The sequence below is a fragment of the Arthrobacter rhizophilus genome, from assembly GCF_026241105.1.
Lineage (GTDB): Bacteria > Actinomycetota > Actinomycetes > Actinomycetales > Micrococcaceae > Arthrobacter.
In genome coordinates, this window is the sequence record NZ_JAPFFT010000001.1 from 142,636 (window position 1) to 169,341 (window position 26,706).

Consider the following 26,706-nt stretch of genomic DNA (forward strand, 5'->3'; position numbering starts at 1 on the left):
CGGTTTACCGCCTGCTGCCGACCCCCTTGCTGGTTGGAGGCACTATCGTGCTGTGCGCGATGGTCGCGATTCCCTTGCTCTACATCGTGTTCTCGTCCATGAATTCGGATGTGGAAGTGGCCCGCGGGGCATACTTCCCCACGGAATTCACCCTGGCCAACTACACGAAGATCTGGAGCACCCTGCCTTTGGGGAATGGCCTCATGAACAGCGTCATGATCGCCGGGCTGGTCGCCGTCGTCTCCTCTTTGCTGGGCATCATCACCGCTTATGTGCTGGTCCGGTTCGATTTCGTTGGTCGGATCACCATCCTGCGGGGGCTCATCGGTCTGCAAAGTGTTCCAGGCGGCCTGCTCTTGCTTCCGGTGTTCGTACTCTTCGCATCAGCGGGCAACTATCTGGGGATTACGGTCATTGGCACGTACTGGGGCCTTTTCCTTGCCTACCTGACGTTTGCGCTACCTTTCTCGACTTGGGTCATGGTCACGTACCTGCGGGGTCTGCCCAAGGAACTTGAGGAAGCAGCCCGCATTGACGGCTCCTCCTCGCTCGGGGTGCTCTTCCGAATCATCTTCCCGCTCAGCTGGCCCGGGCTGGTCGTCTCCGGCGTGTTTTCCTTCCTGCTCGGCTGGAACGACGTCATGTTCGCCTCGGTCCTGACCCGTCCCAACACCCAGACCGTTGCGGTTGTGCTGCAGATCTTCGGCTCCTCGGCAGAAGGGGGAGCGCTGCCCCTCTACGGCCAGATGATGGCAGCCTCCCTGGTCTGCGCTGCTCCCGTCGTCATCCTCTACCTGATTTTCCAGCGATTCCTCGTCGGCGGCATGACCGCCGGCGGAGTCAAATAGACCCGGCACACAGGCTGCCACCATGTATCACCGCCAAGGAGAAAACGACGTGACCGTCAAGCAAACCCAGTGGACATTGTCCGGATTCGGTGACGAAATAAGTCCGGACCCGCTGATCCAAATTGCCGTTCTGCAGGCTTTGGGCGCGAACCATATCGAAGTACGCAGCGCCTGGGGCACCAACATCGTTGAATTGTCCGAAGAAGACCTGAACCGGTTGGACCTTATCCTGCGGGAACAGGGCATGGGCGTGTCGGCTATCGCCTCTCCGATCGGGAAGGTCGACGTCACCATCCCTGTCACAGTCGAACTGGACCGCCTCCGCAAGGCGATCCATGCGGCTAAGGTCCTCGGCACACGCTACATCCGGATCTTCTCCTTTTACCGGGCCGAAGGCACGGGACCCGAAGAGGTCCGCGACGCCGTCATGGACCGCATGCGTGCCCTTGCCGCAGAGGCCCAGGCACACGACGTCGTACTGCTGCACGAGAACGAAAAGGACATCTACGGCGACACCCCTGAACGTGTCTTGGACATCGTCACTACGGTCCATTCGCCGGCACTGAGGGTTGCATGGGACGCCGCGAACTTCGTTCAAGTAGGTGTCAAGCCCTTCAGCGAGGCCTACGACATGCTCCGCCCCTACCTGGAATACCTTCAGGTAAAGGATGCGCGCGCCAATGACCGCCTCGTGATGCCGGCAGGGGAAGGTGACGGAGAACTTCGCGAAACCATCAAGGCATTGAAGGAAGATGGCTTCGAAGGATTCGCTTCCCTGGAACCTCACCTGGCAAACACCCACCACCTCGGTGGATTCTCCGGACCCGCCGCGTTCGGAGTAGCCGGACGCGCTTTCAACCGCCTTCTCGAAGAAGCCGGAGTGGGGACCAAATGACCAACGCCAACTCAGTGGGCACGCCCGGACCCCGTCTGCGCACTGCCATTGTCGGTTGCGGAGTCATCGGGCGCCAGCACGCCCAGGTGGTCACTGCCAACGGGGACCTGGAGCTCGTCGCCCTTATCGATGTAGTGGAGTCAGCCGCGACCGCGTTGGCCGGCGCCGTTGAGAACCAGACACCCAAGCAGCGTCCCGCGACTTACGCGACCCTCGCCGATGCACTGAGCGACTCGGACATAGACCTTGTCGCCATCTGCACACCAAGCGGGCTGCACTCCGACCTGGCCGTCGAGGCACTGAGGGCCGGTAAGCACGTCATTATCGAAAAGCCCATCGACGTGGACTTGCCCAGCGCCAGGCGCGTTGCGGAAGCAGCGGCGGCCGCCACAGGGCAGGTCACCTCGGTGATCAGCCAGCACCGCTTCGACCCGGCCAGTGTTGCTGTTGCCAGCGCGGTCAAGTCGGGCCGCTTCGGCAAGATCACTTCTGGCGTGGCCTCGCTGGCTTGGTGGCGGGCCCAGAACTACTACGACTCCGGCCAATGGCGCGGAACCTGGGAACTCGACGGCGGCGGAGCCGTGATGAACCAAGGCGTCCACAGCGTGGACCTGCTTCTTTGGTTCTTGGGAACGCCCGTCCAGATCCAGGCCCATACCGCACTCCTGGCTCACGAGCGCATTGAAGTCGAAGACACGGCAGTTGCCACTGTGCGTTTCGCCTCGGGTGCGTTGGCAGTGATCCACTGCACCACCGCCGCATACCCCGGGCTCACTGCCCGGATCCAGGTCCATGGCGAGAGGGGATCAGCAGTGGTAGACAATGACCGGCTGCAGTATTTCCACGCTGCCGACAACGCGCCTGCAGGAGAGTCGGGGTCCTCCTACGGTATGGCCGGGGCCGGGAACCAGGCCGAACTTGAGGTTGGGGTGCACGACGCATCAGCAAACACAAAGGGGGCTGACGACCTGCAGACCGCTCACCAGAAGCAGTACGCAGACGTCGTGCAAGCCATACGCACGGGAAAAGAACCCCGGGTGGGAGTCAACGAGGCAACGGCGGCCCTAGCCACAGTGCGGGCCCTGTACGTTTCGGCAACCCTCGGAACGGCCGTGCACTTCGAAGACGTCCTGGCTGGCAAGTATGACGATGTCACCGTCCACACGGGTGGCGACGCCTAGGCACTAGGCGCAAGGTCTAGGCTCCGGAGAAGACCGGGCCACGGCTGTCCGGTCCCTGTGCTGGTGCCTCGCGTACCAGCACAGGGACCGCATCTCGCCAAAATGCATAGTTGCCAATATTTGGCAATCGGTTGTCAAGTCGTGCCGGTCTGGCTAGACTCGGGGAGAACGCATGCCTGTGAACCACATGTCCGCGCCAAATGCCGCCATGCGGGCGACGGATCCAAAGGAGAATTCCGTGACTGAAGCCAATGCACTGTGGAACCTGTCCGGTTTCGGAGACGAAGTAGACCCCGATCCCAACGTGCAGGCTGCCGTCCTGTTGGCCCTTGGTGCCAGCCATATCGAGGTGCGTAGCGCCTGGGGCACCAATGTTTCAGAACTCATGCCGGAAGATGTTGAGCGGCTCAAGGCCATCCTTGACGAGAAGGGCTTGAAGGTTTCCGCCGTCGCAAGCCCTATCGGCAAGATTGACGTCAGTGTGCCGGTGGAACGTGAGCTCGCCCGGCTGCGCCGGATTATTTCAGTAGCCAAGGGCCTGGACGCCAAGTACATCCGCATCTTCTCCTTTTATCGGGCTGAAGGGCAGAGCCCTGAAGACATCCGCGACTCAGTCATGGAGCGCATGACCGCACTCACGAACGAGGCGGCAGCGTCCGGCGTCGTCCTGCTGCACGAAAACGAAAAAGGCATCTACGGCGACACTCCGGAGCGCGTCCTGGACATCATGGAGACCGTCGATTCACCTGCACTGCGCATCGCTTGGGACAGCGCCAACTTTGTCCAGGTGGGCGTCAAGCCGTACACGGAGGGGTACGCTATGCTGCGACCCTACCTGGAGTACCTCCAAGTCAAGGACGCAGTCGCCGGCACAGGTGAAGTAGTGCCTGCCGGCGAAGGCGACGGCGAACTGGACGCCACCATCGCCGCGCTGAAGGCGGACGGTTTTGCCGGCTTCGCTTCGCTGGAGCCGCATTTGGCCAGCACCCACGAACTGGGCGGATTCTCCGGGCCGGTCGCCTTCGGTTCTGCAGCTCGTGCCTTTGCGGCACTCGCGGCCAAGAACGGTGTCGCCTTGGCCTAAGGGCCGGTACGTTCAAAGGAACACATCTTTCGAGGGAGCAAGAATGCCTAGAGCAGCAGTCATCGGTTGCGGTGATGTATCGAGTGTGCACTTCGGGGCGATCGCCAAGATGGACGACGTCGAACTCGTGGCAGTCTGCGACACCGATCCCATGCGTCTGGAGGCGGCAGAAGCCGCCTATGGCGTGGAGGGGTACGCGAATTATCTGGAGATGCTCGAGGCAGTGAGGCCCGACGTCGTGCATATCTGCACTCCGCACCACCAGCATGCCTCGCTAGCGGTGGAATGCGTTGAGCGCGGCGTCAGCGTGATTGTCGAAAAGCCGCTGGCCCACACTCTCGAAGAGGGGCGCCGACTGGTGGAGGCGGCCGAACGGGGCACGGCGAAGATCGCCGTATGTTTCCAGAACCGCTACAACGCGACGTCGCAAGCGATGCGGAGAATGCTCGACGACGGCGGGCTCGGTCAGGTTCTGGGCGCTTCGGCCACCGTGATGTGGCACCGGACGGCCGAGTACTACCGGGACCGGCCGTGGCGCGGCACCTGGGCTGAAGGAGGCGGCGGCCTCATGATGAACCAAGCCATCCACACAGTGGATCTGCTCCAATGGCTGGCAGGTGACGTGACAAAGGTGGAAGGCCATGCCTCCACGCGTTCCCTAGGCGGTGTGATCGAGGTGGAGGACACCGCGGAGTTCATCGCCGGGCACGCCAATGGTGCAACCAGCGTCTTCTACGCCACTCTGGCGAACGCCACCAACGCACCGGTGACGCTGGAAATCGTGACCGAAAAGGCTACCCTCAGCCTTCGCGGCGACCTCAACGTCACATACGCCGACGGCACCGTGGAAACGATCCCTGAACGCGCCTTGGAATCAGGTGGGCGTGCGTACTGGGGCGTGTCCCACGAACTCCTGATCAAGGACTTCTACGCCAAGCTCGAGGATCCTGCTCCGTTCTGGATCAGTCCTGCTGAAGCCGAAAAGTCGCTCAGGATCGTCAAAGACATCTATGCGCAGAGCTACCCGGAAATTTCCGGGCAGGTGCGCTAACTACTTGGCCCACGTGGGCCCGGAACACTACGGAGGACAAAGTGGCCAAAATTGGCGTACAAGCGATGATGCTGAAAGGCAGTTTCGCCGATCGCGGAGCGTTTGAAACGCTCCGCAAGGTAAGTGCGATCGGGTATAATGCCGTCGAGATTTCCCAGATCCCGATGACACCGGACAACGTTGACGAACTGGACCGCTCCCGCAGCGAACTGGGCATGGACATCGCCGCGCTGTCCGTGGCAATGGAAACCCCCAAGCGCATGCCGGGCGATTCGCTCAAGGACCACTTCAACAAGATCGTGGACGACGCAAGGCGACTGGACACTCACCTCCTGCGGATCGGCATGATGCCGTTTCCCGCCATGAAGTCGATCGACGCCGTGGTGGACTTCGCGAAGCAGGCCAACGAATACGCGGAGAGGCTTCGGGAACACGGCATCGGCCTGTACTACCACAACCACCACATTGAGTTCGCGAAGTTCGACGGCAAATACATGCTGGACATCATTGCCGAGAACTCCCCGGCAATGGGCATGGAGATCGACGTGCACTGGGTGCAGCGCGGCGGCCTGGACCCTGTCCGGACTCTGGCAAAGTACGCCGGACGCACTGCCATGGTGCACCTGAAGGACTACCGGATCGGCGAGTTGCCGGAATCGGCCTTCGGGCTCCTGGAAACGGGGGACCTCATGGGCTTCATGGCCGAGTTCAGGAACGTGGTCCAATTCGCTGAAGTGGGCGAAGGCAACCTGGACTTCCCCTCGATCATCCCGGCCGCCCAGACCGCCGGCGCGGAGTACATGCTCGTCGAGCAGGACGAGCTGTACGGACGCACTGTTTGGGAAGCCTTGCAGACTTCCCACGACAACCTGGTGGCCATGGGCCACGCTGACCTTTTCTAGGATTGCTTCACCCGACCCGCAAGTCTCCCCACCCATATCGAACATGGAGAATCACCCATGAGCACGAAAGTACGCCTTGGCATCATCGGCCTGGGCCAGCAGGGCGGCGCATACGCCAAGTTCATCACGGACGGAATGGTCCCGAACATGGTAATTGGCGCCATCTGCGACACCGATCCCGCAAAAAAGGACTTGGCGGCCGCCCAGTATCCGGATGCACCGTTCTACGACGACTACATCGCCCTGCTTGAAAGCGGCGACGTCGATGCGATCGTCACGTGCGTGCCTCACTTCCTGCACCCGGATATGGGCATCGAATCGCTCAAGCGCAATATCCACGCCCTGGTGGAGAAGCCTGCCGGTGTCTACACCAAGCAGGTCAAGCAACTGAACGAATTCGCGGCCTCCAAGCCCGAGCTTTCCTTTGGCATCATGTTCAACCAGCGCAACAACCCGCTCTACAAAAAGCTCAAGGAAATCGTCGACAACGGCGAGATCGGCAGCATCCGCCGCACCAACTGGATCATCACCAACTGGTGGCGTCCGCAGGGCTACTACAACTCCAGCGAATGGCGCGCCACGTGGGGCGGCGAAGGCGGCGGCGTCCTGGTCAACCAGGCACCCCACCAGCTTGACCTCTGGCAGTGGATCTGTGGCGTGCCGAAGTCCGTCTACTCCAAGGTGGCCTACGGTTTCCGCCGTGACATCGCAGTGGAGGATGAGGTCACCGCAGTGGTGGACTACGGCAATGGCGCCACCGGGGTGTTCGTCACCGCCACGCACGACCTCGTGGGAACCGACCGCTTCGAGATCCTGGGCGACCAGGGCAAGATCGTGGTGGAGAACAGCAAGACCGCTACAGTCACCAGGCTGGTCAAACCAGAGCGCGAACTCAGCGACGGCATGGACATGGACGATGTCCGCAAGCTCTTCATGGGTGAGTTGAAGGCCGAGGACTACTACACCACGGAGGTCATCGAGTTCGAGTCCGTCTGGGGTGGACAGCACGCTGGCGTCCTGGAGAACTTCGCGGCCAACATCCTGGACGGTACTCCGCTGCTGGCCCCCGGCTCGGACGGGATCAAGGGCGTTCGCCTGGCGAATGCCATCCACCTGTCCAGTTGGACCGGCAGGGAGGTCTCCCTCGATTTTGACGAAGAGGAGTACATGCGCGAGCTCAACAAGCGCATCCGGGAAGAAGGTAAGTTCCCTGAGCGTTACTAATGAGCGGTGCGCTCGTAGTTAACCGCGCATTTGGGCGGGGCGGTCGCCAGCCGATTGATTGGCAACCGTCCTGCTTATTGTTGCCATGCACGATTACGATGGAGCCGTGACCCAAGTAACGAACCCCGGAGCAGCAACCGTCCCAGCCAGGCGTGGACGCGGGGAGAAATCCTCACCGACCATCTACGACATCGCGAAGCTCGCGGGAGTCAACCCCTCCACGGTCTCGCGCGCGCTGAGCAAGCCTGGGCGGGTCAGTGCCAAGACCCAGAAGATCATCGAGGATGCCGCCGAGCAGCTGAACTACCGGGTGAACCCTTTCGCCCGGGCGCTTCCCACTGGCCGGACGCAAACGATCGGGCTGATCGTCGCGGATATTACCAACCCGACGTTCTTCGACATTATCCGCGGCGCGGAGACCACTGGATCCGCCCGGGATTACACGATGGTGTTGGCTGAATCCGCGGAGTCGCCGGAAACCGAGCTCACCGCGGCCCGCCGGATGTTGAGCACCGTGGACGGCCTCATTCTGGCGAGCCCGCGTATGGATGACGAACAGATCCGTGCTTTGGCCTCGGAGAAGCCGGTGGCCGTCATCAACCGCGAAGTGGACGGCGTGCCCTGCGTGGTTCCGGACGTGAACAAAGGCATCAGCCAGGCTGTGCGGAGCCTTGCCGCGAATGGTCATCAGAAGCTCGCCTACGTTGCCGGGCCGCCGCAGTCTTGGATGTCCCGCCGCCGTTGGGAGGGTGTCCAGGCTGCCTGCGACTGGTACAAGTTGGAGGCGGTCCGTTTGGAATCGTCCAAGCCAACCGTCGACGGCGGTCGCCAAGTAGCGCGCGACGTCCTGGCGAGCGGCGCGACGGCGGTCATCACTTATAACGATCTTCTCGCCATAGGCCTCATGCAGGAGTTGCAGGCCGCCGGTATGCGCGTTCCCGACCAGATCAGCATTGTTGGCTTCGACGACATCTTCGGGGCGGACTTCACGACCCCCGCACTCACCACCGTCAGATCACCCTTGGGGGAGTGCGGGTCCCGCGCCGCGGCCCTGCTGCTAGATATGCTGCTCGGCCATGAGGGCCCTGGGGGAGTGGTTCGCGTGGATACAGAGCTCGTGGTGCGCGGCTCCAGCGGAAGGCTGCTCGCCTAGTTTCAAGCGATCCCCCAGGATAGTTGCAACGAGATGGCAAAAGATGGCAACCGGTTGACATACCGCCTCCCCGGATCGAAAATTGACCTATGTCACAGTCGATCGCAGCCAACCCTGACCGCCTCCTACCTGCGGATCCCGGGACGCGCAGCATTGCGCGCTCCTTGCTGGAGCGCGTCCAGGACCTGCCCATCATCTCCCCGCACGGCCACGTTGACGCCGCCGTCATCGAGCACAACACCCCGTTCCCTGATCCGGCCGCGCTCCTGGTCAGCCCGGACCACTACGTCACCCGCTTGATCCACGCCAGCGGAGTCCCGATGGACAAACTGCTCGTGCAAGGTGCCAGCGGGTCCGAATCGCGGGAGATCTGGCGGACATTCGTCCAGGCCTGGCCCCTCTTCGAAGGCACAGCCTCCGGGTACTGGCTCCGCACGCAGTTCGAAAGCGTGTTCAAGCTGGGCGCGGACCTTGGCGAAATGTCCGCCGACGCCAGCTACGACGCCATTGCTGCCAAGCTCGTTGAGCCCGACTTCCGTCCCCGCCAGCTCTTCAAGGACTTCAACATCGAAGTCCTTGCCACCACGGACGATCCCCTGGACAGCCTGGCCAGCCACAAGGCCATCGCCGAGGACCCGTCCTTCAACGGCCGCGTGCTGCCCACGTTCCGCCCGGATGCCTACCTGAACATCGCGCACCCGGCGTGGAGCGCCAACGTCGACCGGCTTGTCGATTCCGCCGGCGAGGGCGCTACAGGCTACACCGGCTACATCAAGGCCCTGGAAAACCGACGTCGCTACTTCGTGGACCATGGCGCGGTCTCGGCGGACCACGGCGTCCTGACCCCGGCAACGCTCAAGCTGGACCGGACCGAAGCCGAGCGGATCTTCGAACTCGCGCGTACCGGCAAGGCGACAGCCGAGGACCGCAACACCTTCGAAGCCCATATGATGTACCAGATGGCCCGGATGTCCGTGGAGGACGGCCTGGTCATGACCATCCACCCCGGTTCCTTCCGCAACCACCATCAGCCCACTTTTGACGCCTACGGTGCGGACACCGGCCACGACATCCCGTTCGCCACCAACTACACCGAGGCGATCCGGCCCCTGCTTCAGGACTTCGGCACGGCCAAGGACTTCCACCTGGTGCTGTTCACACTGGACGAGACAGTGTTCTCCCGCGAACTGGCGCCGCTGGCTGGGTTCTACCCCTCCGTGTACCTCGGAGCACCCTGGTGGTTCCTTGACGCCCCGGATGCCATGCTCCGCTTCCGCTCCGCCGTCACCGAAACCACCGGCTTCTCGCGGTCCTCGGGCTTCATCGACGACACCCGAGCGTTTTGCTCCATCCCGGCCCGGCACGACGCGTCCCGCCGGATCGAAGCCTCGTTCCTCGCTCGCCTCGTTGCCGAGCACCGGGTCAGCGAAGCCCGCGCCCACGAACTCATCGTCGACGTCGTCGACGCCTCACCACGAAGGGTATTCAAGCTGTGACCACCGAACCCACGCAGCCCGCGGATCTGCCCCGCTTGAGCCGTGCCGTCAGGCCCACCGCGAAAGCTCCTGTGCGTATTGTGCACATGGGACTGGGCGCATTCCACCGCTCGCACCAGGCGTGGTACACCCAGCACGCCAGCGACGCCGCGGAGTGGGGCATTGCTTCCTTCACGGGCCGCCGCCCGGATGCCGCAGAGGTCCTGGTTGCCCAGGATGGCCTCTATACCTTGGTGGAGCGTTCGGACGCGGGTGATTCTTTCGAGGTCATCGGCAGCATCGTCGAAGCAGTCGACGGTGCCGACGTTGAGCGTTTTGTCGAGCTTGTCTCCGCCCCGCTGACTTCGCTCATCACGCTCACCATCACCGAGGCCGCCTACCGGCTCGGGGCAGACGGCAAGCTGGACAGCCAGGCGCCGGACGTCGCGGCAGACCTCGCTTTGCTCGCTGAGGGTGCCGGCTCTGTTTCCGGCAAGCCGTCGACGCCGTTGGGCCGCCTGGTGCTGGCCCTGGCCTCCCGTCGCGATGCCGACGCCGGCCCTCTCGCCGTCGTCTGCTGCGACAACCTTTCCAACAACGGGACCGTGGCCAGAAACGCCGTGGTGGGGATGGCCCTGGCGTTCGACGCTGGACTCGCTGCCTGGATCAACGCGAGCGTCAGTTTTGTCAGCACTTCCGTTGACCGCATTACGCCGCGTACCATCGAGGCCGATATCGCCGCCGTCGCTGCCGCCTGCGGATACCGCGACGAATCTCCCGTGGTCGCCGAGCCCTTCCGCGACTGGGTGCTGAGCGGGGACTTCCCCGCGGGACGCCCGCACTGGGAAGACGCCGGCGCCATTTTCGTGGACGAAATCGAGCCGTACGAGAACCGCAAGCTGTGGCTCCTCAACGGCGCCCACTCGCTCCTCGCCTATGCCGGGCAGCTGCGCGGCCACAAGACCGTGGCGGAAGCCCTCGCCGACGAGGGTTGCCGCCGGGCCGTGGAAGATTTCTGGAACGAGGCCGCCGCCAACCTCCACGGCGACGAGTTGCGCATCCCCGAGTACCGGGCTGCCCTCCTGGAGCGCTTCGGGAACTCCCGGATCGCCCACCACCTGGCCCAGATAGCCATGGACGGCAGCACCAAACTGCGCATGCGAGCCGTACCGGTCCTCCGCGCCGAACGTGCCGCCGGCCGACGCGGCGAAGGGGCTGCGCGCATGATCGCGGCCTGGTCTGCGTACACTGCCTCGGCAACCGGACTTCAGGACCCGCGGGCGGCAGACATCGCTGCGGCCAACACGCTTGTCGGCCGTGCCCGGCTCGAGGCGCTGCTGGACCTCGTGGATCCGGAATTGGCCGCCGACGCCGGGATCGTGGACCTCGTCGAGGGCTTGGCCGAGACCTTCGCAGCTGCTGGCAACCTTAGCTAATCCGTCAGCCACTTTCGACGGCGCCCGTTAACTTCCACGTGAAGGTGACGGGCGCCGTCGTTTAGGCCCTGATGTGTGAACGAGCGATTGGCAGGACCGACGCTCGCTCACTTCTGGGGACCTTTTCGCCGACGCTCGCTCACTTCTTCCGAGCGAGCGCCTCAAGAGCATATAGACCCAAGATCGCGGCAATGACGAATCCGCCTGAAGCGGAGAAGTTCAATGAAAACATTTGGCAACCGCTTGCCGAAAGGTTGCCAGTGTGATTAGAATTACTTCAAGCTTCAAGAATATCAGGCCTGGTTCGGCCGAAGCCCTTCCATCATCGCAAGCCGGAACGTGGGGTACCGGCAAGGGTAAAGGAGCCCGCAATGAACAAGCTCAGCAAACTCAGCATCTTAGGCTACGGGGCTGGCGACGCCGCCAACAACCTTGCCTTCACCACTGCCACCATGTTCCTGCTCGTCTACTACACCGACGTCGCGGGCATATCCGCGGCAGCCGCCGGGACTCTGTTGCTTACTGTCAGGATCTTCGACGCTTTCGCCGATGTCTTTGCCGGACGATTGGTTGACCGCGCCTACAGCAAGCGCTTCGGAAAATTCCGCCCATTCATTATGTTCGGCTCCATCCCTCTGCTGCTCCTGAGTGTCGCAGCCTTCTCCATTCCGCAGGTCGGTGAAACGGGGATGTTGCTCTACGCCTATGTGACATATGCGGCCCTCGGCCTGGCCTACTCGCTGGTCAATATCCCGTACGGTTCGCTGGCCGGCGCGATGACCCAAGAGCCGGGGGAGCGAGCCAAGCTGGGCTCCGCCCGCATGGTCGGCGCCCTTTTGGTCAGTTCCGCATTGGGCATCTTCGTAGCTCCGCTCATCAAGCCCGGCGCCAACCTGCAGTCCACGTTCACCATCATCACTCTGGTCTTCGTCGGGATCGGCGCAGTGCTGTACTTCTTCACGTTCCTGACCGCCAAGGAGCGGGTCCACAGGGCGGTGCCCAAGGTTTCCTTCAAGCAAAGCATGGCGACGCTCAGGACAAACCGTCCCCTGCTCATGCTGTGCCTGAGCTCCTTCCTCTTCTTGACCGGCTACATGGCTCTGTCTTCGGTGCAGCTGTACTACTTGCGCGACGTCCTCGGCCGACTGGATCTCTACGCGGTTCTCTCCATCGTCCAACTGCTGGTGACTTTTGCCCTCGCTCCGGTCATGCCAAGGCTGGTCCGAAACTTCGGCAAGAAGACCATCTACGTGGCTGCCGGGCTCCTCGCCATCATCGGTGGCGCAATCGTCTTCTTCGCTCCGGCCTTCATGGTCTGGGTCGGGTTCTCCGGTCTCCTCTTGAGCATGCTCGGTGTCATGGCCGTCAACATCGTCGTGTGGGCCTTGGAGGCAGACACCGTGGAATACGGCGAATGGAAGACCGGTGTCCGGACTGAAGGCATCACGTATGCGCTGTTCTCCTTCACCCGCAAGACGGGCCAAGCCGTCGGCGGCGCCCTTGCCGCATACGCACTCGCGGCGGGCGGCTATAAGTCCGGCGCCACGCACAGCGCCGAATCCCTGCAGGCTATCCAGTTTGCCGCAGGTGCGCTGCCCACCATCATGACCATCTTCGCAATCGTCGTCATGGCGAAGTACAAGCTGACCGATGCGTTCCACGCCCAGATCCTGGGTGAAATCAAGGCCCGTCGTTCGCTGGAAACATCCGGCGCGGAGCAATTCTGTGGGGATGGTGCCGCGGCGACTCCCGCAGGGGGGACCGCCGCGGAAACCGCTGGACCAGAAAAAATCTCCACGAAATAATACTGCAACCGGTTGCCAATAATTGTCATCCATCCTAAGATCGTCTTTACCCGCCCTGTGGTGCACGTCGCATCCGGGCCAGGTCAGCCCTCGATCAGCAACCCTGAAAGGACCAGCTGTGAAAATCATTGCCGCTGAAGTTTTCGTGACCAGCCCCACCCGGAACTTCGTGACCTTGCGGATCACCACCGAGGACGGCGTGACCGGCATCGGCGACGCGACCCTGAACGGCCGTGAGCTCGCCGTGGCCGCGTACCTGAAGGAACACGTTGCGCAGCTGCTGATCGGCAAGGACCCGCACCGCATCGAGGACACCTGGCAGTTCCTCTACCGCTCCTCGTACTGGCGCCGCGGCCCGGTCACCATGGCAGCCATCGCCGCCGTCGACATGGCGCTGTGGGACATCAAGGGCAAGGTGGCCGGACTGCCGGTCTACCAGCTCCTCGGCGGTGCTTCCCGCAACGGGCTCCGTGCGTACGGCCACGCCTCGGGGGCGGACATCCCTTCTTTGTTCGACTCGGTCCGGGAGCACCTGGAACTGGGCTACAAGTCCATCCGCATCCAGACCGCCATCCCGGGCATCAAGGCCGTCTACGGCGTGGCTGCGCAAGCACAGGCTTCCGGCGAGCGCTACGACTACGAACCCGCCGGCCGGGGTGCGTTCCCGCAGGAAGAGGACTGGGACACCCGCGCCTACCTCCGCCACCTGCCCACCGTCTTCGAAGCGGTGCGCAACGAATTCGGTCCGGAAATCCCGCTGCTCCACGATGGCCACCACCGCATGACCCCCATCCAGGCCGCCAAGCTCGGCAAGGCCCTGGAACCGTACGATCTCTTCTGGCTCGAAGACTGCACCCCGGCCGAAAACCAGGAAGGGCTGCGACTGGTCCGCCAGCACACCACCACGCCGCTGGCCATCGGTGAAATCTTCAATACTGTCTTTGACTTCCAGACCCTCATCAAAGAACAGCTGATCGACTACGTCCGGGCCGCGTCCACGCACTTCGGCGGGATCTCGCCGCTGAAGAAGGTCATGGACTTCGCCGCCCAGTACCAGATCAAGTCCGGCTTCCACGGCCCCACGGACATTTCACCAGTCGGCTTCGCCGCGCAGCTGCACGTGGGCCTGGCCATCCACAACTACGGCATCCAGGAGTACATGCAGCACTCGGACAAGACCAACACAGTCTTCGAGCAGTCCATGACCTTCACTGACGGCTACTTGCACCCGGGCGACAAGCCGGGCCTCGGCGTCGAATTCAACGAGGAAGCCGCCAATTCCTTCCCGTACCAGCAGGCCTACCTGCCCTACAACCGCCTCGTCGACGGCACCGTTCATGACTGGTAGGAACGCCGCCATGGCTGGCGATCTCAGCGCAGCCGCGGAAAAGCCGCGGCGCATTGTGGTGATGGGCGTCTCCGGCTGCGGCAAGACAACCATCGGGGACCTCGTGGCCCGGGCGCTGGGAGTTCCGTTCCTCGACGGCGATTCGCTCCATCCGGTGGAAAACGTTGCCAAAATGGCCGCGGGAACCCCACTGACTGATGAAGACCGCTGGCCGTGGCTGGCGACGGTCGGCACCGAACTCGCCAACGCCGGGGATGGCGGACTGGTTCTCGCCTGTTCCGCCCTGCGGCGCAGCTACCGGGATGCCATTCGTGAGAAAGCCCCGGACACCGTCTTCCTGCACCTGCACGGCAGCAAAGAGGTGCTTCGGGAACGGACAGAAGGTCGTTCCGGCCACTTCATGCCGCCTGCCCTCCTTGATTCGCAGCTCGCCACTCTGGAACCGCTCGACGCCGACGAGGCCGGGTTCGTCGTGGACATCGCCGCCCCTGTAAGCGAGGTGGTCGCGGAGGCGCTGGCCGGGATTGCCGCCGTCGCAGGTTCCAACGCTCCGGCGGGCAACGGCACCGCGGCCGTGGGCACCCAAGCGCGCCAGTTCGACGTCGACCTCCAGTCGGCGCCGTTCAACCTCGACGACGACGCCGTTGCGTGGGTGGATTCGACCATCCGTGGCATGAGCCTCGAGGAGAAAATCGGGCAGCTCTTCATCAACCACAACAACGATTACTCCCCGGAGTACCTTGACGGCGTGCTGGAGAACTACCACGTCGGCGGCATGCGGTACAGGCCGGGTCCGTCCGCCGCTGTGCAGCAACACATCCGTTATGCCCAGTCCAAAACGCGCATCCCGCTCCTGGTGGCCTCCAACCCGGAAATGGGGGGCGCCGGAAGCTGCGACGACGGAACTTTCGTGTCGACCCACCTGCAGGCCGGTTCCCACCCGGATAAGTCCATCGCCCGGAAAATGGGTCAGGTTGCTGGAGTGGAAACGGCGGCTCTGGGCTGCAACTGGGCCTTCGCACCGATCGTGGACATCCACTACAACTGGCGGAACACGGTCATCTCCACCAGGGCCTTCGGGAACGCGCCGGAAATCGTGGTGGAGCGCGCCAAGGAGTACTTCGACGGAATCAGCGAATCGCCCACCGCCTGTGCCATCAAGCATTTCCCGGGCGACGGCGTGGACGAACGGGACCAGCACGTGGTTACTTCGTACAACACGCTCGGGTACGCGGAATGGAATTCCAGCTACGGGCACGTTTACCGGGAAATGATCGGCCATGGGGTCCAATCCATCATGGTCGGACACATCGGGGCGCCGGAGCTCACTCGGCACTTCCGTCCGGGGACGGCGGACAAGCACATCCTGCCCGCCACCCTCGCTCCGGAGCTACTCCAGGACCTGCTCCGTGGTGAACTCGGCTTCAATGGCCTGATCCTCACCGATGCCTCGCAGATGATCGGCTTGACCCAAGCGATGAAGCGCAAGGACCTGGTTCCGGCGACCATCGCGGCCGGCTGCGACATGTTCCTGTTCTTCCGCAACCCCGCTGAGGACTTCCAGTACATGATGGACGGCTACAAAACCGGAGTCATCACCGAGCAGCGCCTCCACGATGCGCTGCGCCGGATCCTCGGGTTGAAGGCCAGCCTGGGGTTGCACAAGAAGCTCCCGGACGAATTGACGCCGCCGCCCGGGGCGCTCCGTGTGATTGGCAGCGACGCCCATCTTGCCGTCGCCGCCGAGATCGCAGACAAGACCGTCACCCTGATCAAGGACACCGCCAGCAACCTGCCTATCACGCCGGAAACGCACAAGCGCATACGCCTGTACGGCATCTCCGGCGGTTCCGATTTCACCCGTGCGGATCCCCTGGCCTACTTGGACACGGTCAAGGAAGAGCTGGAAAGCGCAGGCTTTGAAGTCCACGTCTTCAAGACGGCCGAGCAGCGTGAAGCTGCGGGCGAGTCCGGAGTGAACTTCATGAGCGTCATCGCCGACGAAGCGACCGGCGACTACGCGGACAAATACGACGCCGCCTTCGTCTTCGCCAATGTCAAGGGCTTCGCCCAGGAAGCTGCCATCCGCATCAAGTGGTCCAGCCCAATGGCGGCGGAAATCCCCTGGTACGTCACGGAGGTCCCCACGGTGTTCGTCTCACTGAACCAGCCGAACCACTTGATCGATGTGCCGATGGTCAAGACCGCCATCAACGCCCACGCAGGAACTCGCGAGGCCATTCGGGCGACAATCCAGAAAATCCAGGGCAAGTCCGAGTTCCAGGGGACGTTCAACGAAAACGTGTTCTGCGATTCGTTCGATACCCGGCTTTAGCCGCGACAGGCTCCGGTCTGTGACGGCCACTCCCCAGCCGTAACGGGGAGTGGCAGTCACGGTCCCGGCGTCCGGATTGCTTGGGGTAAGGAGTTCGAATTTCCCGGCCTCCATATTGTCGATGCCTCGCAGTAGTATTCGGGCATGCCTGACCAGCCCGAATATCCCGCGCCGTTGAACTCAGTTGGCGCCCCGCCTCCGCGTCAAACGGAGCCCCTGTCAACTGTTTCGAGGGTGCCCGTCATCGCCAAGCTCGTGTGGCCGAAATACCTTCAATACGTTCCGGCCATGGTCACCCGGACGGCAGAGGGCAAAGTGCTGGTGCAATGGTGGCCGAACCCCTTCGGATCGGCCACGAGGTTGACCTGGCTGAAAGATACGGACGTGCGGGCCGAACTGCGCTACGAGCGTTGAGCGCTGCGGGAGATGAATCAGGCGGCAGGGTTCGCGACGTCCACCAACTTGGTGTTGTCCTCCACGAGCTCTACGGGCCTCATCGTCCATGACGACGCCAAGCGATACGCATCTCCCAGCACGGCGTCCAAAAGAGCTTGGCCCCGGGTTTCCTTGGGGTCGATCCAATCGTCGATCATGGCCGGAGAAATCGGAACCGGGATCCGATCATGCAAATTGTGCAGCCTCTCGTGAACGCCTTCCGGAGGGGAATCCATGGTCAGGATCGAGCAGGACAAACGCCACGCGCCAGGCGCGGACTTGTCCGCGATGCTCTCGTCACGCCAAGGCGCAAACAAACCGGCGAAAGTAATCAGCTCGTCCTGCGGTTCGACGACATAGCGCTGCTTGGGATCTTTGCGGCCAGGACCCGATTTCTTCCACTCGTAGTAGGCAGAAGCCGGGACGACGGCCCGCCACTTCGGCAGGGAAGCTTTGAACACCGGGATTGCCCCAGCGGTTTCCGAACGCGCATTCCAGGTGGGTACCTTCGAATCGAAGGACTTGGAGAATGATGGAACCAAGCCCCACCGCCCGGCCGCGAGCTCCCGTCCAACCGAGCTTTCTCCTGCCCGCCCCCTCAGGAACACCACAGGGTCAGTCGGATTGATCTGGAGGGTCGGCGAAGGGTAGCCGGTATCACCCCGCAGTACAGCACCGAGCTTCCTCGAGAGATAGTCTGCTTCGAAACCGACACTGAACCGACCGCACATATCGACATTCTCGCCTAGCGCTTGGGACAACGCCAGTCTTCGGCGACCATACTGGAGCAAGATCGAAGAACCCATATCCTGACAACCCGGTCATTTGGAGGGCCCCATGAGCAACCCCCGTGGCGAGGACACGCCGCTGGCCAAGGGCAGCCCCGCCCGATTGACGGGACCGGTACTGGCAGGGGTGCTCCCGAAGCAGCCTGCCACAGTGGTTGAAAAGGCCGCGGAAGTAGCGCTTACCGCCGGATTGGAGCTGGTCCTGGCCTTCGCCGATGTCACGAGCTTTCCGGCGGCAGGGGACCGGGACGGGCATCTGGTGGCCCAGCCGATCGATCCTGACGGAATCGACGACGACGCCGCCGCCATTTCGGAGTCGCTGCAGTCCCGCATCGCGGATCAACTCAGCGGATCGGGTGTGCAGTGGTCCTTTGTCACGCTCGCGGGCGAGCCTGCGAGGTCATTGGGCCGCTATGCCGCGAGCATCAACGCCTCCATGATCGTCGTGGGAACCAAGGAACATGGCCTCGGTCCGAAGTTTGAAGGATTGGTCACTGGATCGGTAGCGTTGCACTTGGCCCATCGCCAATACTGCCCCGTGCTCATGGTTCCCTTGGGCCGTCACGACGCAAGCAGGGATCAATGAAGGAAAGCAGCACCGCCGCGCCCGGAGCCAAAACCCAGATGGCGCCAACGGACCGGCACTCGCACCGCCCGCTCCATCTGCACGGGCGGTTCGTTCTCCTCGTGGCGGCCGGAGGAATCCTCGGGGCCCTAAGCCGCTACTGGTTTGGCATGGCCGTTCCGGCGCCGGACGCGTGGCCGCTGCCCACTTTGCTTATCAATCTGTCCGGGGCGCTCGCGCTGGGCTGGCTCCTCGAAGCGCTTGCCCGGAGCGGGCCCGACGCCGGACTCCGCCGGGTTGCCCGGCTCGGCATCGGGAGTGGTTTCCTCGGGGCCTACACCACCTACAGCACCCTAGCGCTGGACTCCGTGCATCTCTTCGGAGCAGGACGCGGAATGGACGCTCTGTGGTACCTGGCAGCCACCCTGGTCGGCGGTGCCGCGGCCACAACCCTGGGTATCTGGCTTGGAGCGTTCCGGCACAAGTCCGCCCAACAGATGCAGAAGGCCCAACCATGACTGTCCTCCTGATCGCACTCGCGGGCGGCGGAGGGGCGGCCGCCCGGTTCGTGGTGGATGGCCTGGTCCGCTCCCGGGCCCGGACCGCCCTGCCGCTGGGCACCATCTTCATCAACGTCTCCGGCTCACTGCTCATGGGGATCTTGGCAGGACTGGTCATGGCCCATCAGGCTCCTGAATCCCTTCAGTTGATTCTCGGCACCGGATTCCTGGGCGGATACACGACCTTCAGCACAGCAAGCCTGGAGACTGTCAGGCTTGTCCAGAGCGGCCGGACGGGCCTCGCCCTCCTCAACGGAGTGGGCACAATGGCCGCTTGTGTCGCCGCCGCAGCAGCCGGCGTCGGGCTAGTTCTCTTGCTCTGAAGCGGCGCGTCAGCTGTAAAGCCCCGCCAGCAACTCAACAATGCGTTCGCGCTCCCGCGGCGGGTCTCTGATCGTCGCGGCCAACGCCGGTGCGCTGCTGCTGCGGGGTTGAAAGCAGTAGGGCAGCGTCAGGCCTCAGCCTCCCTGAGAGCCTGTTCCTCGTGTCGGTAGCCGACCGTCTCGTAAGCGACGACGATGAGCGCGGGCGAGGCAGCGACGAGGAGCAGCGCGGCGCCCACGCTCGCACCGAGGCCCACCACCGCGGATACAAGGGCGAGCGCGGCCGCGCTGAATATCCAGATGTGGTAGCGGTCGGCAGTGCGCAGCAGGAGTGAGTAGATGGTCACGAGGGTCAGTTCGAAGACGAACACTGGAAGGGCGACGGCGAGCACTGTGGCGGTGGCGTCGATGTGGCTCCCACCGGAGATGAAGATCGCCGCGGCATGGAGGCCGGCGCCGGTGCCGACTACCGCGGCGAACACGACGATGTGCAGGTAGCTCATCCGAACGCGCGACGGCGATGATGTCCCAGTACCCGCCCGGATGGGACGGTGAAGTACAACCACCACATCGCGAAGGCAAGGGCGGTGCCGCCGGAGGCGACGAGCACGACCTCGACCGACCAACCCGACCGGTCGACGACGGCCGAGATCGCGAGCACAGTGCCGAGGATCACCTCGCCGAGTGTGATGATTACGAGCAGCGAGTACCGTTCAGCTATGTGGTGCGAATGCCAAGGGGTGCCACCGTCCTTGCGCTCGGCGAGGAGCGGGCCCAACAGCTCGACGCCGACGAGAGCCCCGATGATCCACGACGTCGACCCGATCGGGAGCGAGGCGAAGATGAGTACCACCCATCCGACCTGCGCCACCGACACGGCAGCCGCGTAGGTCAGGCACGCCCGCCGATGCTCAGGATCATGCCGCGCAGCGCGCAGCCAGAGCGCGACCGCGGCGACACGCATGATCACGTACCCGCTCACCATGATCGCGTTGTCGACATGGCGGCCTTCGTCGATCGACCGGAAGAAGGGTGGCATGCCGAGGGCGATTACGAGCACCCCGATCATCTCGATAAACGTCGCGATGCGGAAGAACACGTCGTCGTTGTCATATGCGGAGGCCAGCCACGAGTAGTTCACCCACGCCCAGCTGATCGCGAAGACCCCAAGGACGAACCCGGTGACCGCGGCCGACCAATGTCCTCTCTCGAGGAGCAGCGCCGTCTGCGTCGAGACCGCACTGAAGGCCACGACGAAGACGAGGTCGAAGAGCAGCTCGAGCGGGGTCGAGGTCCGGTGTTGCTCGGCTGGATCGCGCCCTGGCATACGTCCGAGCCGATGGGTAAGGCTCATACATGAAAGTTACTCCGATGAGCCGCTGTCGGGGAGGATCATCCGCCCCACGGGTAGGATCGGGCGGGGATACCGGCCGCGCGGCCGACTGCCAGCGGGGCGATTTAGCGATATCGGCTTCCCTCGGGCCCAGCGCTCAGCTGCCGCCGGCTTCTACTTCTTCAAAGGGGGCAGAGGATTCCACCCGGCCCAGGAGCGATAGCCGGCTTGCGATTCTGGCCAAGTCAGCCGGCTGGGCGCTTGTATGGGGGGAGCCTGTTCGGTGGGCCAGATCCTGGGCGAGATCCCAATCCAGGGGGCCGTGGCCTACCAGGAACAGGGTGATGTCCTGGTCGTACAGGACATCTACCACGTCGCTGAACCGATGCCACGCGGGGGCGGAACCGGAGGCCGACTCCACCGTTGGCGAGGGGACGCCGTCGACCACCCAGGTCTTGTAGTCCATTGCCAAGGCCAGGTAGTCAGCCCTCGACGTCAGTCCGCCGCATAACTCTGAGAAACTGATCCAGAGCATATCGTCTGCCGCTTTGGCGGTGAGCCGTTGCGCCGTGGGGGAGAGGACCCGTTCTTGTGACTTCGACGGCGGGAACAAACCGAAGGCGCCCAGCTGCGCCGTCGTCCCGGGTGTGATGATCCTGCCCCTGCTGAAGGCCTCCTCTCCGGGAATCACTAGAGCCAGTTTTTCCGCTTGAAGATGACGTACATGAGCAAGCCCGCGGCTATCATGAGTCCGATCGCCATGGGGTAGCCGAACGGCCAATGGAGTTCAGGCATGACGTCGAAGTTCATGCCGTAGAGCCCGGTAACGAATGCCGGTGCAAAGAAGATTGCTGCCCACGAGGAGATCTTCTTGGTTTGTTCGTTCTGTGCCACGCTCGCCTCGTTTTGCCGGTTCGCGGTCAGCGTGCCATCGAGGGTCAGGGCGTTCTGCAGCAGGTCGCGGAACCCATTGGCGCGGGAAATCACTTGTTCGACGTGGTCCTCCACATCGCGGAGTTTGCGTTGCAGCTCAATGTCCACACCGTATTTCTCGAACCCGCGCTTCAGGGACGCCATCATGGCCGGGAGCGGGTTGATTGCGCGCTGGAACTGTATGACCTCGCTGGCAAGTTCATAGATGCGCCGGGAAACGGAGGGATCGCCACCGAAAAGCTGGTCCTCGATCTCGTCAATGTCGTTTTCCAGCCCCGAAATCACCGGGCCATAATCGTCCACTACTTGGTCCAGCAAGGCGTACAGAATGGCTTCGGGCCCGTGACGCAGCAGCTCCGGTTGCTGTTCCAGATTGTGCCGGACCTGGGCCACCCCGGGCGTCTCCGCGTGACGCACCGTGACCACGAAGTTCTTCCCTGTGAAGATGTGAAGCTCACCGAACTCCACAGTCTCCGTATCGTCCAGGTACCGCGCGGGCCGCAGGACTGTGAAGAGGTTGTTGTCGTAGCGTTCCAGCTTGGGCCGCTGGTGGGCGTTGACGGCGTCTTCGACTGCGAGCAGGTGGAGTCCGAACTCGGCAGCCACTGCCGCCATTTCCGTCTCGTCCGGCCGGTACAGTCCGATCCACACCATTCCGCCGTGGGCGGCCAGCGTTTCGACACTCTGCTCGAGGCTTCCCGGAGTCGCGGTCCGGATGCCGTTGACGTAGACGGCGTTGTCAATGATGGTCACGAGGCTATTCTCCTCCCGTCACTGCCATGCCCCGATGATTGATCCGGCCACAGTCATGGCCACGATGTCATGGCCGGAATCGATGAGCGTCAGGGCGGATGGCCTGCCCGCGAAACCGTTATGGATGACGTGGCCTCCGGCGCGGAAAACCATGGCAACTACCAACGCGAAGAAACCGCCGGACACGCTTCCGTGCACCCCCAACTTGCCGATGAGAACTGCCAGCAGGATGCTGGTCAGAGCTGCGGCAACCATCATGGGGATCCAGATCCGGGCGCCGCCGTCGATCTTCTTGAGGTCTTCCTCGGTCTTGCCGATGGCCTGCATCCATCGCCGGCCGAGGACTGCCGGCATGTACCACACAAATCCAATGACCATGCTGGAAACGAACGCCACCAGTATGGCCAGCCAGTTGAGTTGCGCTAGAGAAGAGAGCCAATTCATTCTGGAATCCTAGTCGGCTTCGCTGAGGGCCGATTCGGCCGCAAGCTGCCCTTTGCCCCGTTTCGCGGTACTGGCCTTCGCGGTGCTGGCCGTCTCGGCGGCGTCCACGAGCCTGCCGATGAGGGGTTCTGTCCGGTAGGGGATGTGGGTGTGCAGGGCGAGGACTGTTTCCGTACGGATGACGCCCTTGATTCTGAGGATGGAGCGAAGCGCGGTTTGCAGGTTGTGCGTGTCGGTGGCCACCACCCGGCACAAGAGATCGCCCCTCCCGGAGATTTCATGCACCTCGAGTACCTGGGGGATGCGGCGCAGGGCTCCGATCACGCCGTCGAGTTCCCGGTGTGTCACCTCCAGGGTGACGAAGCCGACGACGTCGTAGCCCACCTTTTCGAGGTCGACTTCGCGGCCGCCGTCGTTCAGTACGCCCGAGCGAACCAGGCGGCGCATCCTCGATTGGGCGGTGTTGCGCGCAATCCCCAGTGACTCGCCGAGTTCGCCGATCTGGACCCTGGGATCACGGATCAACTCCAGGAGGATCTTCAGGTCCGTCGGGTCGAGGGTGCTCACGTCATCGCTCCAGATCATTCGTGGTCATCAGTGGAGATCACTTTTGACTGTTTTGATCAATTGTTCCATGTCTAGCTGCCCTATGTAGCAGGTTTGCGGAATCCTATTGCCATCAATGTTTGGGCCATGACCGTCCCGGCCCACGAGGCCAGGTTTCGGGATGGCCGCTGAGGCGAAGGCACGGAAATGACTGTCTTTAGCGAACTGCGCATGCGCCCGGCCACCGCCGAGCGCTGGGGCTGGGATGCTTCCACTACGGCACGGCTGGTCTTGGCCGGCGTCGTCATGTTCACATTGCTGGTCGGCGCCAACCTGGCGAGTCCGCTGTATTCGCTGCTTCAAGCGGAACTGGGGATAACCTCGCTGGGTGTGACTATTGCCTTTGCGAGCTACGTCCTGGCGCTCGTGGCTGTGCTGATGCTCGCTGGCCACTGGTCGGACCATATCGGCAGGCGCGCGGCCCTGGTGCTGGCTGTTCTCGTCGGCCTGGTGGGCGGACTGGTCTTCGCCAACGCGGACAACCTCCTGATGCTCTCAGCCGGCCGCATGCTCCAGGGCGTCGCCGTCGGTCTTGCCACCGGGGCGAGCTCGGCAGCGCTCCGGGAATTGCTCCCGTACCGGCCGGAATGGGCCTCGCGCTTCACCTTGCTTTCCTCGTCCGGCGGGGTGGCCGCCGGTCCTGCCATCGGCGGACTGCTTTCGCTGCTCCCGGGTGCAACCTCTACGCCATTCATCATCCACGCCGCAGTGCTTCTCCTTTTGCTGGTACCGCTGTGGCTTCTCAAAGCGCGGCCTGCGATTCGGCCTGCCGAAGGTCCGCGGCCCTACACGGTCCTCGCCCCTCGCCGGCCCTCGGTGTCGAGGGAGGCAAGGGGAGCGTTTTGGCTCGCCTCGAGCGTAGGATTCCTGAGCTTTGCCGTGTTCGGATTCTGCCTTTCGCTCGCGCCCGGCTACTTCGCCGTGGTCGTGCACGCAGATTCGCGCCCTATGACCGGGCTGCTCGCCGGGCTGACGCTGGGTGCGTCCGCCCTAAGCCAATTGCTGACCGCCCGCGGCCGGTTTGCAGTGCCCACAGGACTGGCTGTCTTGGGAGTTTCCATCGTGCTTGTGGGTGCCGCGGCGTCTATGTCCAGCCCGGTGCTGCTGGTGGCGGCGAGCTTGTCTGCCGGTGTTGGGCAGGGCATCGCGTTCCGGCTGGTGTTCAATGACGTTGCAGGAAAAGTGGAGGCATCGCGGCATGCCCAGATCATCAGCACGGTTTACGTCATCACCTACCTCGGCAGCGCTGTGCCCGTCATCGGGCTGGGCCTGGCGGCTTCGGTACTTGGACTGGGTGTCGCGGCCAACTATTTCACCGTTGTGTGCGGATTGGCAGCCATGGCGCTCGCGGCCGTGTCCTTCCGCGGGGTGCTCCGGAAGGGCTGACGAAAGGCTCATCGGGCAAGAACGACGGCGAAGCCGGCACCCGCTACTCCGGCAACGGTCCGTGGTTGCCCTGGATGTGCGCAAAGACCAAGGTGGTCTCGGTGTGGCCCACCACGGGGTCCGTAGCGAGGTTGTCCAGGACCCAGTCACGCAAGTCGTCGGTGTTGGCTACTGCGATGTGCAGCAGGTAGTCCACGGAGCCCGAAGTGTGGAACGTGGAGATCACCGCGGGGAGCGCCGGCACGCGGGCCGTGAAGCGGTCAATCTGGTCGCGGTCGTGGGCACGCAGGCGGACGGCGATCAGGGCCTGGACCGAACGCCCGATTGCAGGCAGGCTGAGGACCGCTTCGAAGCCCTCGATAATGCCGCGTTCGGAGAGTGACCGCGTGCGCATGAGAGCGGTGGACGGGGCAATTCCAACCAGTTCGGCCAACTGCTTGTTGGAGATCCGGGCATCGTCAACCAAAGCCGCGAGGATGCGTTCGTCGATTGCGTCCAAGGGCTCGCTCATGCCGACGGGCCGAACGTTCTTCGGGGTGGTGCTCACGGATCCTCCTGAAAGTGCTGTCTGTTCATCATAGGTGCCAGTTTCCACTCAATCCATTCATTTGCACTGTCAATGTCCGAATTATTGCCAGATACTTACCGAATTCAACGGTGAATAATTCAAGGAGAGCAGTGACAGCCATCGACACACTTGCAGTCCACGCAGGCCGGGCCGGACTCACGGAACTGGGCGTACACGCCGTTCCGATCGACCTCTCAACTACTGCGCCGCTGCCGTCTGTTCATGACGGCGGACTGGCCTACGAGCAGATGGCCACAGGAGGCGTCCACATCGAAGGTCAAAGCACCGTTTACCAGCGTCTCTGGAATCCTACGGTAGCGAGGTTCGAAGATGGTGTTGCGGCGCTCGAAGGCGCCTCGCAAGCGGTCGGTTTTGCCTCCGGCATGGCCGCCTTCACTGCCGTTTTGCTGGCAGCCCAGTCGGAAGGCAAGACGCACGTGGTTGCGGTGCGGCCCCTGTACGGCGGCACGGACCACGTCCTGGCCAGCGGCCTCCTTGGCAACCAAGTCACCTTCGTCAAGGCCGACGGCGTGCGGGACGCCCTACGCCCGGACACCGGCCTGGTGGTGGTGGAGACGCCAGCGAACCCGAGCCTGGACCTCGTGGACCTTGTCCGCTTGGTGGCCGACGCCGGGGACATTCCGGTGCTCGTGGACAACACCTTCGCCACTCCGATTCTCCAGCAGCCGCTCAAGCATGGCGTAGCGATGGTGCTCCATAGTGCCACAAAATTCCTGGGCGGCCATGGCGATGCGATGGGCGGCGTGGTGGCAACGAGTGCGGAGTGGGCCACCCGGCTGCGCCGGGTCCGTGCGGTGACCGGAGGCATCCTGACTCCGTGGCCGGCCTACATGCTGCACCGGGGCCTTGCGACCCTGCCCATCCGCGTCAGGGCCCAGCAGGACCATGCCCACAAGGTCGCAGCCGCCCTCGCCAGCCACGAACTCGTCGCCAAGGTGTACTACCCCGGGCTTCCCGAATGCGATCCCCTGCATTTGGTGGGTACACAGATGAGCGGTCCGGGCTCGTTGATATCCTTCGACCTTGAATCCGCCGATCACGCAGAGCGTATTCCGGGCGCGGTCCGGCTCATCACACACGCGGTGTCGCTGGGTGGAATCGACACCCTCATACAGCACCCCGCCGGACTGACCCACCGCCCCGTGGCCCCGGAGGCCAGGCCCGAAGCGCGCATGCTCAGGCTTTCGATCGGCTTGGAAGACCCATCCGATATCGTCGACGACTTGGTCCAGGCGATCGAGTCCACCCGGTAGG

27 protein-coding genes are annotated in these 26,706 nt (G+C 63.2%); 19 read left to right on the forward strand and 8 right to left on the reverse strand.

Annotation, left to right across the window (positions count from 1 at the left end):
* The first annotated feature begins 59 nt into the window (after positions 1-59).
* The 14 genes from OOZ51_RS00620 to OOZ51_RS00685 all read left to right on the forward strand — a co-directional run bounded on the left by OOZ51_RS00620 (position 60) and on the right by OOZ51_RS00685 (position 17,151).
* On the forward strand, positions 60-848 hold the full coding sequence (locus tag OOZ51_RS00620; protein ID WP_265977292.1) for a carbohydrate ABC transporter permease: 789 nt from the start codon (positions 60-62) through the stop codon (positions 846-848).
* 49 nt (positions 849-897) lie between these two features.
* Entirely contained in the window at positions 898-1,743 is an 846-nt protein-coding gene (locus OOZ51_RS00625) for a sugar phosphate isomerase/epimerase family protein (RefSeq protein ID WP_265976952.1), read from the forward strand.
* Positions 1,740-2,924: a Gfo/Idh/MocA family protein gene (locus tag OOZ51_RS00630; RefSeq protein WP_265976953.1), complete on the forward strand. Its 1,185-nt coding sequence runs from the start codon at positions 1,740-1,742 to the stop codon at positions 2,922-2,924. Before OOZ51_RS00625 ends, OOZ51_RS00630 begins: the two co-directional genes overlap by 4 nt.
* Before the next feature lie 208 nt (positions 2,925-3,132).
* Positions 3,133-4,008: a sugar phosphate isomerase/epimerase family protein gene (locus tag OOZ51_RS00635; RefSeq protein WP_265977293.1), complete on the forward strand. Its 876-nt coding sequence runs from the start codon at positions 3,133-3,135 to the stop codon at positions 4,006-4,008.
* A gap of 43 nt (positions 4,009-4,051) precedes the next feature.
* Complete coding sequence (locus tag OOZ51_RS00640; protein ID WP_265976954.1) at positions 4,052-5,059, forward strand: Gfo/Idh/MocA family protein; 1,008 nt, start codon at positions 4,052-4,054, stop codon at positions 5,057-5,059.
* Positions 5,060-5,100: 41 nt separating this feature from the next.
* Positions 5,101-5,961 carry a sugar phosphate isomerase/epimerase family protein gene (locus OOZ51_RS00645; RefSeq protein WP_265976955.1) on the forward strand — a complete coding sequence of 287 codons (861 nt, stop codon included), beginning with the start codon at positions 5,101-5,103 and terminating at the stop codon, positions 5,959-5,961.
* A 57-nt stretch (positions 5,962-6,018) separates the two neighbouring features.
* Positions 6,019-7,185, forward strand: a complete 1,167-nt coding sequence (locus tag OOZ51_RS00650; RefSeq protein ID WP_265976956.1) for a Gfo/Idh/MocA family protein — start codon at positions 6,019-6,021, stop codon at positions 7,183-7,185.
* 106 nt (positions 7,186-7,291) lie between these two features.
* Positions 7,292-8,338, forward strand: coding sequence for a LacI family DNA-binding transcriptional regulator (locus tag OOZ51_RS00655; RefSeq protein WP_265976957.1), 1,047 nt, complete (start codon positions 7,292-7,294; stop codon positions 8,336-8,338).
* Positions 8,339-8,427: 89 nt separating this feature from the next.
* Entirely contained in the window at positions 8,428-9,834 is a 1,407-nt protein-coding gene (uxaC, locus tag OOZ51_RS00660) for a glucuronate isomerase (protein WP_265976958.1), read from the forward strand.
* An 86-nt stretch (positions 9,835-9,920) separates the two neighbouring features.
* Positions 9,921-11,249, forward strand: a complete 1,329-nt coding sequence (locus tag OOZ51_RS00665) for a mannitol dehydrogenase family protein (RefSeq protein ID WP_265977294.1) — start codon at positions 9,921-9,923, stop codon at positions 11,247-11,249.
* A 371-nt stretch (positions 11,250-11,620) separates the two neighbouring features.
* Positions 11,621-13,054 carry a glucuronide transporter gene (gene uidB, locus OOZ51_RS00670; RefSeq protein ID WP_265976959.1) on the forward strand — a complete coding sequence of 478 codons (1,434 nt, stop codon included), beginning with the start codon at positions 11,621-11,623 and terminating at the stop codon, positions 13,052-13,054.
* Between the two features lie 118 nt (positions 13,055-13,172).
* A complete protein-coding gene (gene manD, locus OOZ51_RS00675; RefSeq protein WP_265976960.1) occupies positions 13,173-14,402 on the forward strand; it encodes a D-mannonate dehydratase ManD in 1,230 nt (409 codons plus the stop codon).
* 10 nt (positions 14,403-14,412) lie between these two features.
* Positions 14,413-16,737 (forward strand): gluconokinase, GntK/IdnK-type, encoded by a 2,325-nt coding sequence (locus tag OOZ51_RS00680; protein WP_265976961.1) that lies wholly within the window; start codon positions 14,413-14,415, stop codon positions 16,735-16,737.
* A gap of 144 nt (positions 16,738-16,881) precedes the next feature.
* Positions 16,882-17,151, forward strand: a complete 270-nt coding sequence (locus tag OOZ51_RS00685) for a hypothetical protein (RefSeq protein ID WP_184740419.1) — start codon at positions 16,882-16,884, stop codon at positions 17,149-17,151.
* Between the two features lie 17 nt (positions 17,152-17,168).
* Here OOZ51_RS00685 and OOZ51_RS00690 read toward each other — a convergent pair whose 3' ends face one another.
* The gene (locus OOZ51_RS00690; protein WP_265976962.1) at positions 17,169-17,903 is read right to left on the reverse strand and encodes an SOS response-associated peptidase; all 735 of its coding nucleotides are present in this window, start codon (positions 17,901-17,903) and stop codon (positions 17,169-17,171) included.
* 106 nt (positions 17,904-18,009) lie between these two features.
* Between OOZ51_RS00690 and OOZ51_RS00695 the strand changes: the two genes are divergently transcribed.
* The 3 genes from OOZ51_RS00695 to crcB are packed head-to-tail and all read left to right on the forward strand — an operon-like array spanning position 18,010 to position 19,408.
* Positions 18,010-18,546 (forward strand): universal stress protein, encoded by a 537-nt coding sequence (locus OOZ51_RS00695; RefSeq protein ID WP_265976963.1) that lies wholly within the window; start codon positions 18,010-18,012, stop codon positions 18,544-18,546.
* A complete protein-coding gene (locus OOZ51_RS00700) occupies positions 18,543-19,043 on the forward strand; it encodes a fluoride efflux transporter FluC (protein ID WP_265976964.1) in 501 nt (166 codons plus the stop codon). Before OOZ51_RS00695 ends, OOZ51_RS00700 begins: the two co-directional genes overlap by 4 nt.
* Entirely contained in the window at positions 19,040-19,408 is a 369-nt protein-coding gene (gene crcB / locus OOZ51_RS00705; protein ID WP_265976965.1) for a fluoride efflux transporter CrcB, read from the forward strand. Before OOZ51_RS00700 ends, crcB begins: the two co-directional genes overlap by 4 nt.
* Positions 19,409-19,536: 128 nt before the next feature.
* Here crcB and OOZ51_RS00710 read toward each other — a convergent pair whose 3' ends face one another.
* The 6 genes from OOZ51_RS00710 to OOZ51_RS00735 form a co-directional block, all read right to left on the reverse strand.
* Entirely contained in the window at positions 19,537-19,911 is a 375-nt protein-coding gene (locus OOZ51_RS00710; protein ID WP_265976966.1) for a low temperature requirement protein A, read from the reverse strand.
* A complete protein-coding gene (locus OOZ51_RS00715) occupies positions 19,908-20,762 on the reverse strand; it encodes a low temperature requirement protein A (RefSeq protein WP_265976967.1) in 855 nt (284 codons plus the stop codon). The genes OOZ51_RS00710 and OOZ51_RS00715 overlap by 4 nt, the downstream gene beginning before the upstream one ends.
* A gap of 136 nt (positions 20,763-20,898) precedes the next feature.
* Positions 20,899-21,432 carry an AFG1/ZapE family ATPase gene (zapE, locus tag OOZ51_RS00720; RefSeq protein WP_265976968.1) on the reverse strand — a complete coding sequence of 178 codons (534 nt, stop codon included), beginning with the start codon at positions 21,430-21,432 and terminating at the stop codon, positions 20,899-20,901.
* Positions 21,432-22,427, reverse strand: coding sequence for a magnesium/cobalt transporter CorA (gene corA, locus OOZ51_RS00725; RefSeq protein ID WP_265976969.1), 996 nt, complete (start codon positions 22,425-22,427; stop codon positions 21,432-21,434). Before corA ends, zapE begins: the two co-directional genes overlap by 1 nt.
* A gap of 18 nt (positions 22,428-22,445) precedes the next feature.
* The gene (locus tag OOZ51_RS00730; RefSeq protein ID WP_265976970.1) at positions 22,446-22,871 is read right to left on the reverse strand and encodes a DUF1761 domain-containing protein; all 426 of its coding nucleotides are present in this window, start codon (positions 22,869-22,871) and stop codon (positions 22,446-22,448) included.
* 9 nt (positions 22,872-22,880) lie between these two features.
* Positions 22,881-23,456 carry an Lrp/AsnC family transcriptional regulator gene (locus OOZ51_RS00735; protein ID WP_265976971.1) on the reverse strand — a complete coding sequence of 192 codons (576 nt, stop codon included), beginning with the start codon at positions 23,454-23,456 and terminating at the stop codon, positions 22,881-22,883.
* Between the two features lie 168 nt (positions 23,457-23,624).
* On the opposite strand from OOZ51_RS00735, the gene OOZ51_RS00740 reads away from it, so the two are divergent.
* The gene (locus OOZ51_RS00740; RefSeq protein WP_265976972.1) at positions 23,625-24,863 is read left to right on the forward strand and encodes an MFS transporter; all 1,239 of its coding nucleotides are present in this window, start codon (positions 23,625-23,627) and stop codon (positions 24,861-24,863) included.
* 43 nt (positions 24,864-24,906) lie between these two features.
* Here the strand turns inward: OOZ51_RS00740 and OOZ51_RS00745 are convergent, their stop codons facing one another.
* On the reverse strand, positions 24,907-25,410 hold the full coding sequence (locus OOZ51_RS00745; protein WP_395797851.1) for an Lrp/AsnC family transcriptional regulator: 504 nt from the start codon (positions 25,408-25,410) through the stop codon (positions 24,907-24,909).
* Between the two features lie 131 nt (positions 25,411-25,541).
* Here OOZ51_RS00745 and OOZ51_RS00750 point away from each other — a divergent pair, with 131 nt between their 5' ends.
* A complete protein-coding gene (locus tag OOZ51_RS00750; RefSeq protein WP_265976973.1) occupies positions 25,542-26,705 on the forward strand; it encodes a trans-sulfuration enzyme family protein in 1,164 nt (387 codons plus the stop codon).
* Position 26,706: the final 1 nt, after the last annotated feature.

Bases quoted from the DNA above. Each gene is read 5' to 3' on its own strand.
- OOZ51_RS00680 (WP_265976961.1), top strand. From the start codon at position 14,413: ATGGCTGGCGATCTCAGCGCAGCCGCGGAAAAGCCGCGGCGCATTGTG.
- OOZ51_RS00735 (WP_265976971.1), bottom strand. From the start codon at position 23,456: ATGATCTGGAGCGATGACGTGAGCACCCTCGACCCGACGGACCTGAAG.
- OOZ51_RS00630 (WP_265976953.1), top strand. From the start codon at position 1,740: ATGACCAACGCCAACTCAGTGGGCACGCCCGGACCCCGTCTGCGCACT.
- uidB (WP_265976959.1), top strand. From the start codon at position 11,621: ATGAACAAGCTCAGCAAACTCAGCATCTTAGGCTACGGGGCTGGCGAC.
- OOZ51_RS00690 (WP_265976962.1), bottom strand. From the start codon at position 17,903: ATGTGCGGTCGGTTCAGTGTCGGTTTCGAAGCAGACTATCTCTCGAGG.
- uxaC (WP_265976958.1), top strand. From the start codon at position 8,428: ATGTCACAGTCGATCGCAGCCAACCCTGACCGCCTCCTACCTGCGGAT.
- OOZ51_RS00730 (WP_265976970.1), bottom strand. From the start codon at position 22,871: ATGAATTGGCTCTCTTCTCTAGCGCAACTCAACTGGCTGGCCATACTG.
- OOZ51_RS00710 (WP_265976966.1), bottom strand. From the start codon at position 19,911: ATGAGCTACCTGCACATCGTCGTGTTCGCCGCGGTAGTCGGCACCGGC.
- OOZ51_RS00665 (WP_265977294.1), top strand. From the start codon at position 9,921: ATGGGACTGGGCGCATTCCACCGCTCGCACCAGGCGTGGTACACCCAG.
- OOZ51_RS00635 (WP_265977293.1), top strand. From the start codon at position 3,133: ATGCGGGCGACGGATCCAAAGGAGAATTCCGTGACTGAAGCCAATGCA.
- OOZ51_RS00700 (WP_265976964.1), top strand. From the start codon at position 18,543: ATGAAGGAAAGCAGCACCGCCGCGCCCGGAGCCAAAACCCAGATGGCG.
- OOZ51_RS00685 (WP_184740419.1), top strand. From the start codon at position 16,882: ATGCCTGACCAGCCCGAATATCCCGCGCCGTTGAACTCAGTTGGCGCC.
- OOZ51_RS00715 (WP_265976967.1), bottom strand. From the start codon at position 20,762: ATGAGCCTTACCCATCGGCTCGGACGTATGCCAGGGCGCGATCCAGCC.
- OOZ51_RS00640 (WP_265976954.1), top strand. From the start codon at position 4,052: ATGCCTAGAGCAGCAGTCATCGGTTGCGGTGATGTATCGAGTGTGCAC.
- crcB (WP_265976965.1), top strand. From the start codon at position 19,040: ATGACTGTCCTCCTGATCGCACTCGCGGGCGGCGGAGGGGCGGCCGCC.
- OOZ51_RS00740 (WP_265976972.1), top strand. From the start codon at position 23,625: ATGACTGTCTTTAGCGAACTGCGCATGCGCCCGGCCACCGCCGAGCGC.
- OOZ51_RS00650 (WP_265976956.1), top strand. From the start codon at position 6,019: ATGAGCACGAAAGTACGCCTTGGCATCATCGGCCTGGGCCAGCAGGGC.
- OOZ51_RS00695 (WP_265976963.1), top strand. From the start codon at position 18,010: ATGAGCAACCCCCGTGGCGAGGACACGCCGCTGGCCAAGGGCAGCCCC.
- OOZ51_RS00620 (WP_265977292.1), top strand. From the start codon at position 60: ATGGTCGCGATTCCCTTGCTCTACATCGTGTTCTCGTCCATGAATTCG.